Annotated in this window: 11 protein-coding genes; 4 read left to right on the top strand and 7 right to left on the bottom strand. The window is 42.3% G+C overall.

Translation table 11 applies throughout. The annotated features are described in order from the left end of the window. Positions 1-6: 6 nt before the first annotated feature. From P2W82_RS18935 to P2W82_RS18920, 4 genes are all read left to right on the top strand, one after another. Positions 7-1,692, top strand: coding sequence for a RagB/SusD family nutrient uptake outer membrane protein (locus tag P2W82_RS18935; protein ID WP_336517501.1), 1,686 nt, complete (start codon positions 7-9; stop codon positions 1,690-1,692). A 38-nt stretch (positions 1,693-1,730) separates the two neighbouring features. Continuing rightward, positions 1,731-2,867, top strand: coding sequence for a glycan-binding surface protein (locus tag P2W82_RS18930; protein ID WP_336517500.1), 1,137 nt, complete (start codon positions 1,731-1,733; stop codon positions 2,865-2,867). Between the two features lie 22 nt (positions 2,868-2,889). Continuing rightward, positions 2,890-4,170: an IPT/TIG domain-containing protein gene (locus tag P2W82_RS18925; RefSeq protein WP_336517499.1), complete on the top strand. Its 1,281-nt coding sequence runs from the start codon at positions 2,890-2,892 to the stop codon at positions 4,168-4,170. Between the two features lie 99 nt (positions 4,171-4,269). Further along, a complete protein-coding gene (locus tag P2W82_RS18920) occupies positions 4,270-6,030 on the top strand; it encodes a type 1 glutamine amidotransferase family protein (protein WP_336517498.1) in 1,761 nt (586 codons plus the stop codon). A gap of 114 nt (positions 6,031-6,144) precedes the next feature. On the opposite strand, the gene P2W82_RS18915 is transcribed toward P2W82_RS18920, so the two are convergent. The 7 genes from P2W82_RS18915 to hisG form a co-directional block, all read right to left on the bottom strand. Next, complete coding sequence (locus P2W82_RS18915) at positions 6,145-7,299, bottom strand: acyltransferase family protein (protein ID WP_336517497.1); 1,155 nt, start codon at positions 7,297-7,299, stop codon at positions 6,145-6,147. A 147-nt stretch (positions 7,300-7,446) separates the two neighbouring features. Next, positions 7,447-8,586, bottom strand: a complete 1,140-nt coding sequence (gene hisB / locus P2W82_RS18910) for a bifunctional histidinol-phosphatase/imidazoleglycerol-phosphate dehydratase HisB (protein WP_336517496.1) — start codon at positions 8,584-8,586, stop codon at positions 7,447-7,449. A 94-nt stretch (positions 8,587-8,680) separates the two neighbouring features. Beyond that, the gene (locus P2W82_RS18905) at positions 8,681-9,100 is read right to left on the bottom strand and encodes a c-type cytochrome (RefSeq protein WP_336517495.1); all 420 of its coding nucleotides are present in this window, start codon (positions 9,098-9,100) and stop codon (positions 8,681-8,683) included. A 40-nt stretch (positions 9,101-9,140) separates the two neighbouring features. Beyond that, positions 9,141-10,415 (bottom strand): PQQ-dependent sugar dehydrogenase, encoded by a 1,275-nt coding sequence (locus P2W82_RS18900; protein WP_336517494.1) that lies wholly within the window; start codon positions 10,413-10,415, stop codon positions 9,141-9,143. Between the two features lie 43 nt (positions 10,416-10,458). Continuing rightward, positions 10,459-11,514, bottom strand: a complete 1,056-nt coding sequence (hisC, locus tag P2W82_RS18895; RefSeq protein ID WP_336517493.1) for a histidinol-phosphate transaminase — start codon at positions 11,512-11,514, stop codon at positions 10,459-10,461. A gap of 287 nt (positions 11,515-11,801) precedes the next feature. After that, complete coding sequence (hisD, locus tag P2W82_RS18890) at positions 11,802-13,091, bottom strand: histidinol dehydrogenase (protein ID WP_336517492.1); 1,290 nt, start codon at positions 13,089-13,091, stop codon at positions 11,802-11,804. A 23-nt stretch (positions 13,092-13,114) separates the two neighbouring features. Continuing rightward, positions 13,115-13,972, bottom strand: a complete 858-nt coding sequence (hisG, locus tag P2W82_RS18885) for an ATP phosphoribosyltransferase (protein ID WP_336517491.1) — start codon at positions 13,970-13,972, stop codon at positions 13,115-13,117. Positions 13,973-14,138: the final 166 nt, after the last annotated feature.

Raw genomic sequence — 14,138 nt, 5'->3', positions numbered from 1 at the left:
CTTCCAATGAAAAAAATTAATAGCATAATATATATCACCGGCCTGCTGGCCATGATAGCAGCGATGCCTGCATGTAAAAGTGATTTTCTGGAAAAACCACCATTGAGTTCTGTTGTTGATGCGAATTACTACAAAACAGATGAACAGGTAATGGCGGGTACAAGTCTTTTGTACAGCCAGGTATGGTTTGATTACAATGACAAAGCGATGTACAACCTCGGTGATTTCCGCGGCGGTACAGCGTTCTCCGCATGGAACGACAGGGGAAACGTAATGTTCAACACAACAGGTGATAACGGCGAGAACGGTGCTTCATGGAGAGCCTTCTATAACGTTGTCGGGCAGTCGAACCTGTTCCTATACAACATAGAAAGATATGGCGGACCAGATGTGACTCCAGCTGTAAAGAAAACAGCTATTGCAGAAGCAAGATTTATGCGTGCATTGGCCTACCGTTTCCTCGTGATGAACTGGGGAGCAGTACCCATCATCGAAAATAATTTCGAGCACATGTACGATACTTCCATTGCTCGTAATACTGTTCCGAGTGTGTGGCGTTTCATTACACGTGAAATGCGCGCTGCTGCAGAAGACCTGCCATTAACGCCTGCACAGGAAGGACGCGTTACCAAATGGTCGGCTGAGGCGATGCTTGCGCGTTTCTATCTTACACGCGCGGGTGTTGAGGGAAGTGGTGGTTCAAGAAATCAAACTTTCCTGGATAGCGCAAAATATTTTGCAGAAAGGGTAATCAATAACAGTGGCAGAAAATTATTGACAAATTATGGAGACCTCTTCAAATTTCCATACGATAATAATGCGGAATCGCTGTTTGAGTTGCAGTGGGTTTTCTCCGGACCTGATGTTTGGGGAACACAGAACAGCATGCCGGAATATCTTGCTTACAGTCCTGATATTTCATTCGGTGGTTGGGGAGGTGACAAAGGCGCTACCTGGTGGTTGATTAAACAATATGATGGTATTGAAGAACAGGCCAACGGTACTTTGAAAGGAAGAACTCTAGACCAGCGTCTTCATGCAACTTTCATGTTGCCTGGTTTTTATTATCCTGAAATCACTAAGGTTTCTGATAAAGCAAAATTGATATATCCTTTCACCGGTACTGATCAGAATTTTCTTGCTGTCAAAAAATACGTAATTGGTTCACCGATTGATCTTGCAGGAAAAGCTTCACAGCAGCACTATCCGCATGATACTTACATGATGCGTTTGTCAGAGGTGTACCTGATCTATGTTGAGGCGACTATTGGTAACAGTGAGTCAACAACCGATACTAAAGCTGTTGAATATTTCAACAAAGTACATACAAGGGCTGGCTTGCCACCTTATGAAGTTGCTGGTACCAACGGCAGCGGACCACTTACGTTGGACAAAGTGTACAGCGAACGTTTCAAAGAGTTTGCAATGGAAGGTATGTCGTGGTATGACCTGGTAAGTCTTCACTACTGGAATCCGAATAAAGCTTATGCCATCCTGAATTCCCAGGATCGTGGTTTATTTTTTACTCAACCTGACCAGATGCCAAGTCCTACGAGCTGGACATTTACAAAAACATCATGGTTCAATGAACGTACGATCAATGCAAATGATGGAAACTTTCTGTTACCAATTCCGAACGTGGAGCTGGCACAGGCACCAAACCTGCAGAAAGCACCAGTTGATTACCCATAACATTTGTTGAAATCAAAAACTTCAAGAAACTAATTATCATGAAAAAATTTATCAGCATATTCTCCCTCACCATCCTGGCTATTACCGGAATGATGCTCGCCTCCTGCGAAAAAGAAGATTCAGGAGGCACGCCCATGATCAAATATGTGCGCGTAACAAGGCCCGAAGCATCTGACTCCCTGCTTGTAGGTGCCGGCCAGGGTCAATTGATAGCCATCATGGGTGATAATCTACAGGACGCAGTTGAGATCTGGTTCAATGACCAGGCTTCACGACTCACTCCTACCTACATTACAAAAGAATCCATTCTTGTTTCGGTACCCAGCCAGATTCCGCTGGATGTTACCAACAAACTCAAGATCATTTTCAAAAATGGTTATGAGTTGTTGTATGATTTTGAAGTACAGATCAGCGAACCTGTTGTTTCCGGAATGGAGAGCGAATTTGTAAATGACGGTGAGGTGGCAATTATTCGTGGAGATTATTTCTATGCACCACTATCAGTGAAATTTCCTGGTGGCGGTGATGGAGAAATAGTTGCGGTAACCGATCAGGAGATCCAGGTGCGTGTGCCTGCGGGTTCATCTTCAGGCCAACTGGAAGTAACTACCAATTTTGGTACTACAAAATCTGATTTCTGGTTCCGGGATACAAGAAATTCTTTCATTAACAGCGATCCTTATGAAGGATGGTGGAATTCAGGATATGTAGTAAGCAACCCCGGACCTGGTGATCCACCAAAAATCAGCGGTAATTATATCCGGTATAAAAAATTCACAGCAGGCTGGAGCTGGAATGAACTTGCAGGTGGACCTGCGTCTGCGATGCCTGTACATTCTAAAAACATCCCTGATGAAGCAATTCTTAAACCAGCGAACTATAATCTGAAGTTTGAAATAAATACTGTCAAGCCGTACAACGCGAATTACATCAAAATAAATGCTGCTCTGAATGCAGAAGATAATGACGCCTATGTGTGGAGGCCACCGTTTGATTCAAAAGGCAAATGGGTAACTGTAACAATTCCTTTCGAAGAAGTAGTGGCAAGCTATAAGGTGAAACCTGTTGTAAATCCTAATGGATACTGGAGCAGGATACTGGTACATGGTCCGGGCGATCTTGATGCAGATTTCGCGCTCGATAATTTAAGGATTGTTCCAAAAGTGATTGAATAGTTCAACGAACAAAAAACAACATATGAAATCTCATATAAATAAAATATTTACAGGACTTTGTTTAGCGTTCATCTGTATTGCAATTCAATCCTGCAATAAAGATGACGACAATTCCAGCTCGGCTGTTGTACTGCAAAGTTTTGGCCCGGTCGGTGTGGTGCCTGGGCAGGAAATAAAATTTATTGGTTTAAATCTTCAGAAAGTTAATACCATTGAATTCGTTGGAGCAACAGTGGAGAAAGCGGCTTTCACTGAACAAAAAGCGGACCTGATCCGGTTGAATGTTCCTCAGACTGCACAGGAAGGTTATGTTACATTGAAGACTACAGATGGTGATATTGTTACAAAAACGATTATCAACTTTGAGGCTCCTGTTGTAATTAATTCATTCACTCCTGAGGCAAGGCCTGGAGAAAACGTCACGATCACTGGTGACTATCTCAACTGGGTAACGTCAATCCGTTTTGCCGATAACAGATTTGCTACACAATTCGTTAGTCAGTCGGTAAACGAACTTGTGGTAAAAGTGCCGGATTCAGCAAAAACAGGTTTTCTGCTTTTCTATTCAGGAGGCACTGAACCGTTGGAAACAGAAACCGCAACGGAATTAAAAGTTGTGTTACCACAGATAACAGATTTCGATCCGTTGCCGGCAGAAAAAGGGAAGGATGTAAAAATTATCGGAACGAACCTTGATCTTGTGGATGGAATTTTATTCAAAGGTCTTACTGCGCCGATTAAAACTTTCAAAAGTAAAACAGCAACGCAGATTGTATTGACAGTACCGGACGCGGCTAACCGCGGACCAGTGTCAGCAATTGCTCTTTCAGGAGTAGCCACCGAATCGACAAAACCGATTTCATTTGTTGGCGATCTTCCTCCGCTGGATCCGCTCACTTATGCATTCTATATTGATGCCCTACAGGGAAACTGGCAGAACTGGGGATGGAGCAGCAGCATCAAATTTGATAGCCAGGATTTTGTCCGCGATGGAGAGCGTGCTATCAAAGTGGAATATACGGGTCAATGGGGAGCATTAAAATTTGCAAACAGCAGCGTATCAACTGCGCCGTATAATGAACTCACCTTTTCGGTTTACGGAACACCAGGTACAGGAGGTAAAAAAATCAATCTCGCACCCAGTGGTGGATCTACTTATGAGATCATCATAGAAGAAGGAAAATGGGTTGAATATAAATTATCAAAAGCACAGATTGGAAATCCGGCAACGATCTCCGATCTCACGTTTCAGTGCCAGGCCTGGACGGGAACAGTGTATATCGATCATGTTGGTTTAAGATAAACAGGCTCTGACTTTTACTGCCCGATCCCCATGGCGTGGAATATCTCCATGGGGATTTTTTCTGGCTCATATTAAACAGATAACAGATTCTATTCCTCTATGAATTTTTTCAAACGTTGCTGCATAACCGCAGTTTTCCTCGCTACTGTCTTGTCGATTGTCGGCGCATGTAAAAAAAGTCCTGCAAACCCTGACCCAGGGCCCGGAGGCGAAGAACCCGGCAATAAAGACACTACAGTTGTAAGACCGGTTACAGATCCGGCTGTTTCCAAAACGATGGGATTTTTCCTTAACGATTGGCAGCCTAAAAATTTTGTGGCACCAGCATACACAGAAGTGTCAGCGGTTTCAACAGCAACAGCAAATACCGTTACGATTGATGCATCTTCCATCATTTCAAAAATTCCGCTTTCGGTATTCAGTCACAATGCCAATACGTGGATGACACCGATGGTAACAGAACCAAAACTACTTACAGCGCTCACCACTTTACACCCTCATATTATTCGCTGGCCATGCGGATCCTGCAGTGATGTTTATTTCTGGAATCAACCGGAGAATACTCCACCAGCTGATGCTCCTGCTGAGATCATGGATAACAATGGCGTGATAAAAGCGCCTGGCTACTGGTATGGAAGAACAAATAATAACTGGTCCGCTTCGCTGGACAATTATTACTCTGTTCTCCAACAAACAGGTAACCGTGGAATGATAACCGTAAACTATGGATACGCACGGTATGGTACAAGCGAAAATCCGGTAGCAACTGCCGCACATCTTGCAGCTGATTGGGTAAGATATGATAACGGAAGAACTACTTATTGGGAAATAGGCAATGAAACTTACGGGGAATGGGAATGGGGATACCGAATTGATGTATCAAAAAATAAAGATGGACAACCAGAATATGTAACAGGTCAGTTGTATGGTCAACACTTCCAGGTGTTTGCTGATTCGATGCGAAAAGCGGCTTCTGAAACAGGGAAAACAATTTATATCGGCGCGACCATGTATGAGTCAGCCCCACAATCATGGCAATCCAATGCAGTAAAAACATGGAACAGCGGCTTATTCAATGGCATCGGTGATAATGCTGATTTCTATATCGTACATAATTATTTCACGCCATACAACGAAAATTCTACAGCGTTAACGATACTGAATGCAGCGACTACAGTTCCCGGTGAAATGATCAATCTTGCAAAAACCAATATCGGATTGGGTTCTGCATCTGTAAAACCAATTGCACTCACAGAATACAATATGTGGGCGAAGGATTCAAAACAGCAGGTATCCAATGTGAGTGGCTTGTTTGCAGCAATTGTTTTGGGTGAATCATTAAAAGCAGGTTACGGTTTTGCTGCACGGTGGGATCTTTTGAATGGTTGGGAAAACGGAAATGATCACGGACTCTTTAGTGATGGCAATGAACCGGGAGTTCCTAAATGGACGGCCCGTCCTTCCTATTATTACCTGTACTATTTGCAGCAGTTTCTTGGCGACAGGTTAGTGCCTGCACCGATAATTGGTAATACAGCACTTCGTGCATATGCATCCACCTATACGTCAGGCCAGGCAGCTGTCAGTTTGTTGAATACATCAAAATCAGCCATAACAGTAGAAATAAAAACGAAAAATTTCAGAAAGGGAACCCGGTTTTATTACTACACGCTGGAAGGTGGAAATGACAATGGTGAATTTTCTGCAAAGGTGTTGATCAACGGAACCGGGCCAACCATATCGGCTGGCGGACCCGATAATTTTACTTTGATAAAAGCAAATGCGTCAAATACATTGAATGGAATCAAAGTAACAGTACCTGCACTTGGCGCAGTGTTCACAGTAATAGATAAGGAATAAATAAAATACCAATCGCCGGGACACAGCGGTTTACCACCCGTTACACACAGTTTTTACTTATTCAGTTCGGGGGACCTGGATAAGCGGGGGCAGTAAACCCTGTGTCCTGGTTTTTTATCCAGCATTTCTGCGAAAAAAATTTCCACTCACAATTGAAGAAAACTTTTCTTTTAGTTTGAGGAAATGCCTTTCGAAAAGATAATAGGAAACTGCAGCAAACAAAATCGTGAGCAGAACACTCAATGGGTAGAAAGTCATGTTTCTCATCATCCCGGTAGAAGTACAGATGCCAAATGCAAGTAATATCGCAATGGGATGGAACATGTACATTCCGTAAGAAATATTGCCAAGAAAATTAAATGCCCGATTTTCCAGCGATATACGGTTTCTCTTATTCGCAGCGAAATTGAGAATAATCACTCCAAATAGAATTGCATAAAATTCATTCTGAAATACCGGCAGTCTTATACCGAGGATCAATAAAAGGCACGTAATTGATAACACGACATAAAAAAATACCGGCTGCATCAGCCATCGTAATAGGCTGTGGTTCCTGAATAACAGTACGGCGAAAACGGCACCAATCACCATACAGTCGATATTGAACAATAACCAAAAAGATCGCAGTACATCAATTTGCGGCCAGTGATCAGAAATGGATGAAGCAAGCAATCTTTCCATCGCCATGTATAAGAAGATTACCGTGAACATGATAGCAAGTCTGTTCCTTTTGACTTTGCTCAGGAATACAGGCCAAACGAGATAAAATTGCTCTTCCGTTCCAATTGACCATGTCTGTGACACATAGGGATCGATGCCAAACTTTGCCAGTACCAGGTTGGCAAGAAAGAAAACATATAAAACCAATTTCAATCCCAGTTGCTGGTACAACACCTGCTTCTCATGCCCCGGAATTACCATTGCCGGGATATTGGGCAGAACAAAATAAGCAAGCCCGATAATCAGAAAATACAGAGGCCATATCCTGAGTATTCTTCGAACGTAAAAATTTTTAATGCTGATTCGTTTAAAAAAATGTTCTTCGGCAAGTAAGAGATAGGTGATCAGAAATCCGCTGAGAACAAAAAATAATACAACAGCTTGCTTGCCGATCATTTCAAAAAAAGGATATGCCTCCCAATAATTTGGTAGCCCGGCAGAGAATTTTAATAATTCAGCATGATGGAGGATGATCAGGAATGCAGCAATGAACCGTATTCCATTAAGATTAGGAAAATACACTTTCTTCTTGCCTTCAGGCTGCATCATAGTGGTGGTAAGGAAGAACGGATGGTTTTCAGCATTGATTGAGAAATATCAAACAAAAAACGTCTATGCCTCAGATTTGTTATTTACCATCGAATGTAGATAATAAAAGCCCGGTGTTAGTGTGTAATATTTTCCGCACATTCACACCTAAAGAACACCTTTTGTTGAAGGAAGATAATTACTGATAGGATCACGCTTTACAGCCATCCGGATGGCTTTTGCAAATGCTTTGAAAATGGCTTCAATTTTATGATGTTCATTGTCACCTTTGCAGGAAATATTCAGATTGCATTTTGCGGCATCACTGAAAGATTTGAAGAAATGAAAAAACATTTCCGTGGGCATCTCACCGATTTTCTCTCTTTTGAATTCCGCATTCCACACGATCCATGCCCTGCCGCCAAAATCGATCAATACTGTTGCTTCAGCGTCATCCATAGGTAAAGAAAATCCATAACGCTCAAGTCCGCGCTTGTCGGCCAGCGCCATTGCAAATGACTCACCCAGCGCAATGCCCGTATCCTCGATGGTATGATGTTCATCAATATGCAGATCGCCTTTCACTTCAATAGTTAAATCGAGCTTACCATGTCGCGCTATCTGATCAAGCATATGATCAAAAAAACCTAGACCGGTATGTATCTTCGCCTGACCGTTACCGTCAAGATTAAGATCTACCTTAATTTTTGTTTCTGATGTATTCCGCTGATGGGTTACTTTTCTCAAGCCAAGTTTCAGGAATTCAAATATTTCCTTCCAGTTTGGACTTTCAAGCGCAATCACTTCTTTCAGTTCGTCCTGCTTACTGCTGATTTCTGCGGCTCCCAATGATGCGTCCTGGTTCATCCAGATCGCTTTGCATCCCAGGTTTTTCGCGAGTTGTACGTCTGTTATTCTGTCACCTATTACAAATGAATTTTCAATATCATAATTTGGATTGTTGATGTACTTCGTCAACATGGCGGTGCCAGGCTTGCGCGTTGGTACATTATCCTTTGGAAAAGTTCTGTCGATAAACACTTCAGAAAAATGAACGCCCTCGCTTTCAAATGAACGGATGATATGTTCATGCAGGGGTAAAAAATCAGCCTCAGGAAATGATGAAGTACCTAATCCATCCTGGTTAGTCACCATGACCAGTTCATAATCCATCGTCCTTGCTATCTGCGATAAATAATAAAATGCTTCGGGATAGAATTGCAATTTTTCCCAGGAATCCAGCTGATATGTCGGGGGAGCTTCTTTTACAATGGTACCATCACGATCGATAAACAGAACACGCTTCATGAAAGAGGAAATGTTTGAATGTTGTTGAAAGGTTTGTGTCAATTTTGAACAGGGCAGTAGGCAGAGGGCAGTGGTAGTTTTTTTAGTATGCAGTTCATTTTTTTGTGAGTGATGCACGTACATTCTTTACGTCTGCTGGTGTAATCGCTGCTGCCTTATTACCGAAACTGTTTCTTACATAAGTGAGTACATCAGCAATTTCCTGGTCTTTCAGAAAATCATGAGGAGCCATTACGTTGTTATAAACTTCACCATTGATCTCAATTTCTGTGTCCAGCCCCGCAAGTACTACAGTTATCAATTTCTTTTTGTCACCGGTTACATAAGTTGTTTTTGACAATGGTGGATTCAACCGGGGTACACCTGAGCCATCCGACTGGTGACATCCAAGGCAATAAGTTTCATACACTTTCTGTCCTCTTTCAATCGACGCTTTCAAATCAGGTTGCTGCCAGGAAATAAGCCCAATAACGAAAAAACATATCAACAATACAGTCATTTTAATTTTCATCATGATTTATAATTTTCGTGGTCTAACGTTCTACGTTCTACGTTTAACGTGCATAAGTGATTTTCCAGATTCTTCCTTTCTGATCATCTGATACATATAAAGCACCATCTGGTCCAACCGCGAGACCGCAGGGACGATAGGTCGCTTTTGCAGGTTCTTTAACCGCGCCGGCAAAATTATCTGCAAAGACTTCCCACTCGCCTGTAGGTGAACCATTCTTCATAGGTACAAACACCACAAAATATCCTGCCTGTGGCTCGGGCGCCCGGTTCCATGATCCATGAAATGCAATGAATGCGCCATTGCGATATTTCTCGGGAAATGCAGTTCCATTATAAAACACGATTGCATTTGGTGCAAGGTGACCAGGAAACTGAACGATAGATTGAACCTTTTCTGCGCACTCTCCCACTTTTGTTCTGTCGCCACCATATTCAGGATTCAGCATCTTTTGTTTCTTGCCGATATCAAAATAACAATATGGCCATCCGGCATCAGCTCCGGGTTTCAACCGGAATAATTCTTCAGCAGGATTAACAGCACCTTCCTGTTGATTAAACATTTCAGGATACCATTGAAAAAGCATGTCACGACCATGCTGTGTAGCATACAGTTCATTTACTTCACTGTTCCAGTCAAGGCCAACTACATTTCTCAAACCTGTCGCATAGCGTACACCGTTATTATACGATTGACCCGCAACGTTTGTTTTAAATTGCCAGATACCACCAGCTGAATCCAGAATCGGACAAGGTTTCATTCCCATGGAACCTTTCTGCCTGTCAGAAGTCTGACAAACATTACTTGGGGCACCAATATTCACATATATATTTCCGGCATTGTCAAGCGTAATTGTCTTTGATGCATGCTGACGTTTATTCACCAAACCCTGTACGATCTTCTCCGGTTGATTGACCACTTCATTATTTACGATATTGTATTTGAACACTGCATCATCCGATGTTGCGTAAAGCACATTGTTTTTGACCGCAATCCCAGAACCATTAAAATCACCAAATGTTTTTATCTCATCGGCTTTCCCATCACCATTTTTATCCCGAAGCCGAACGATCCCGCCGCCACCTTTCACGCGGCCCAGTTTCACATACAAATCACCGTTAGCATCTACGGCAATATGTCTTGCCACACCAAGGGTATCGGCTACTACAACCGCATTGAAACCTGCAGGCAAGGTAATTCCACCATTTACCTCATCTGGAACCTTAACTGTTTTGCGAAGTTTTGTGGTATCACCAGCAAAAGAAACATGCATCAGAAACAAAGACATCAGCAGAAATAAACTGAATTTTGATTTCATGATTTAAAATTTGGAGTAACTAAAATTAAACTATTTCCTGCAGTCACCTACCAGGATAAGTAGCCATGGCTTCCAGTAAAACTTTATTTTCATTCGGACTTCCAACGGTAATCCGCAGGCAGCCCTCGCAGAGCTCTACTTTACTCCTGTCCCTCACCACGATGCTTTTCCCGAGTAAGTAATTATATATCGATTTCGCATCGGTTACCCTCACCAATAAAAAGTTTGCATCCGAGGGATAGATATGCTTCACGACCGAAATGAGTTTCAGTTTTTCCTCGAGTGATTTTCTTTCTTCTACCAGTAAACGTATCATATCATTCACCTGGTCCACTTCATCCAATGCCTTCGATGCCAGTTCCTGGGCTGCCTGGCTGATATTATAAGGAGGTTTGATCTTGTTCATCACCCTTACGATATATTCATCTGCAAATGCCATACCGATGCGTAATGCTGCAAGTCCCCACGCTTTACTGAGCGTTTGCATCACCACCAGGTTAGGATATTCTTTTAGTTCCTGGACAAAGGAACGATGCCTGGAAAAATTTATATACGCTTCATCTACCACAACAATTCCCGGAAAATTATTTAAGATGATCTCAATATCTTCCCGGTTGAGCGAATTTGCTGTGGGGTTATTGGGGGAACAAAGCCAGATGATTTTGGTATTTTCATCCACTGCCTCCTCAAGTGCAGGAAGGTCGAGTTGAAAATCTTTGGTCAGGTTTACTTTTTTCAATATCACGTTATTGATATTCGCACTCACTTCATACATCCCATAAGTTGGCGGACAAATAATCACATTGTCTTTTGCCGGTTCGCAAAACGCACGATAGAGAATATCTATCACTTCATCACTACCATTACCGATAAAAATATTCTCTTTCGGTACAGCTTTTATTTCACTCAGCTTTTCTTTCAATTCCTGCTGATACGGATCAGGATATCGGTTGTACCATTTTGTCAACGGTGAGCCCAATGAATTCTCATTCGCGTCGATAAATATTTTTGCTTCGCCGTGAAACTCATCCCGCGCAGAAGAATAAGGTACCAGCTTTTTAATATTCTCTCTAACCAAAGATTCCAGATCGAATTGCATTGTTTGATTTTTCTATCTCCATTTGCCCTGTTAAAGTAAAGGGCTATTAATAAAACTTTCCTTTTATTTAACTATCTCCTGGCTGAAGCCCGGGGCTGTTCACAAACACCATGTACCACTTACTTCACAGCTCTTGCTTCTTACATTTAATCGTACCCGCTCTTCCGACGGCTACAAACAGGAACATGAACCTTTCTTCTGATCGCAAGTATAAATGCATTGGCACTCGCGAAGGCTAACTTATAACCTAAAACTTATAACCTTCAACTTATACCTTCAACTTTCAACTACTTCTCACCTATCGTCGCTAACCTCACTCTCACCGCTTCGGCATGACCTGTCAGCCCTTCGCATTCCGCCATCGTAATTACTGCCGGACCAATCGCATGTAGTCCTTCACGCGTCAGCTTCTGATAGGTGATCTTTTTCACGAAGCTATCAACACTTACTCCGCTATACGCTTTTGCATACCCATTTGTCGGCAATGTGTGATTAGTGCCGCTTGCATAATCACCAACACTCTCAGGAGAAAAACTTCCAAGAAACACTGATCCTGCCGAAATGATTTTTTCAGCCAGTTCTTCATCGTTCTTACTCATAATAATCAGGTGTTCCGGCGCATATGCATTGACGATATCCAATGCATCCGAAATATTTCTCGTTACAACAGCATTGCTGTATTGAAGTGCTTTCGCGGCAAACTCACGTCTGGGTATTGCTGATAATTGTTTCTCCAGTTCGGCGATCGTCAATGTCACAAGATCATCACTTGTCGATACCAGCAGCACCTGCGAATCCGCACCATGCTCCGCCTGCGAAATCAGATCAGCTGCAATGAATGCAGGTGATGCTTCCTCATCTGCAAGAACACATACTTCACTTGGCCCTGCAGGCATATCAATCGCCACACCTTTTTGTTGTATAAGTTGTTTAGCGGCCGTTACATACTGATTACCGGGACCGAAGATCTTATCCACTTTCGGAATGGTCGCTGTTCCATAAGCCATCGCACCTATAGCCTGTACGCCGCCGACAGCAAATACGTTTTTGATTCCACAAATGCCGGCGGTGTATAAAATGGCAGGATGAATTTTCCCATCACGTCCCGGCGGAGTACAAAGAATAATTTCTTTGCATCCGGCGATAGACGCCGGGATACCCAACATCAATATCGTAGAAAATAAGGGTGCCGTACCACCGGGAATATAGAATCCCACCTTTTCAATGGCTACGGATTTTCTCCAGCATATTATGCCAGGCATGGTTTCGATAACCTGGGGAGCCACGAGTTGCACCTGATGAAAACGTCGAATATTTTTTGCAGCGAGCTCTATTGACGAACGAATCTCTTCAGGCAATGATGAGATTGCCATTTCTTTTTCAGATTCCGTTACATAAATTTCATCACGAACAACCTTATCAAATTGCTGTGTGAATCGTTTTACTGCAAGGTCACCCTCTGTTTTAACTGACTGAAGAATTTTTTCAACCGATTCAAACAATGACGACTGATCAAATTCAGGTCGTTTTATTATTCGTTCCCAATCTTCTTTTTCCGGATACCTGTAAATCTTCATGTTCTAATGTTTTATGAATTGAATCAGATAACCATTTTTTCAATCGGAACTACTAAAATTCCCTGTGCACCCGCTGCTTTGAGATTTTCAATACACTCCCAGAACTGGTCTTCACTTAACACACTGTGAATACTGCTCCAGCCGCTTTCTGCCAGCGGTAATACTGTCGGACTTTTCATTCCGGGCAATAATGAAATGATCTTTTCAAGATTATCATTGGGCGCATTCAGCAGGATGTATTTGTTTCTTTTTGCTTTTTTTACGGCTTGTATCCTGAACAATAATTTATCAAGAAGTGAAATCGAGAATGGTTGAAGCTGTTTGTTTTTTATCAGGACTGCCTGTGAATTCAAAATTGTTTCAACTTCTTTCAGGCCATTCATAAACAAAGTGGAACCGCTGCTAACCAGATCGGCAACAACATCAGCAAGTCCGATTCCCGGTGCGATTTCCACAGAACCACTGATCTCATGAATCTCTGCCGTCACATTATTTTTTGCAAGAAAAGACGTTACCATGTGTGGATAACTGGTCGCTATTCTTTTACCTTCCAGACATTTGATACTGTCATACTCCTGGCTTCGGGGAACCGCGATAGATAGTCTGCATTTTCCAAAGCCCAGTTTTTCTGTAATCTCCACCTGGCGGTTTTTTTCAAAAACCACATTCTCTCCTACGATACCAATGTCTGCAACTCCGTCTTCCACATACTGAGGGATGTCATCATCTCTTAAAAAAAATACTTCAAGTGGAAAGTTGTCGGATTCCGTTCGAAGCCTGTCTTTCACATTACGCAGATCGATTCCACATTCCTTTAGTAACTGTACAGAGTCTTCAAAAAGGCGACCGGACTTCTGTATTGCAATTCTGAGATTGGACATTGTTCCTTCTGTTTTAGAGCAAAAAAAAAGCTTACGTTTCCGTAAGCCTGTATATTGTTTAGCAATAATCACATCACCGGCTTACCTGGTCGGGAAAGAGATGATGGTGAGTATGTGCGTTTAAAATCATGTTTCAAAAGTAAGGCCTGAAAAGATATCTTCCAAA

Origin of the sequence: Pollutibacter soli (genome assembly GCA_029269725.1) — a bacterium.
Classification (GTDB): Bacteria; Bacteroidota; Bacteroidia; order Chitinophagales; family Chitinophagaceae; genus Pollutibacter; species Pollutibacter soli.
This window is presented reverse-complemented; position numbering and strand designations above follow the sequence as displayed.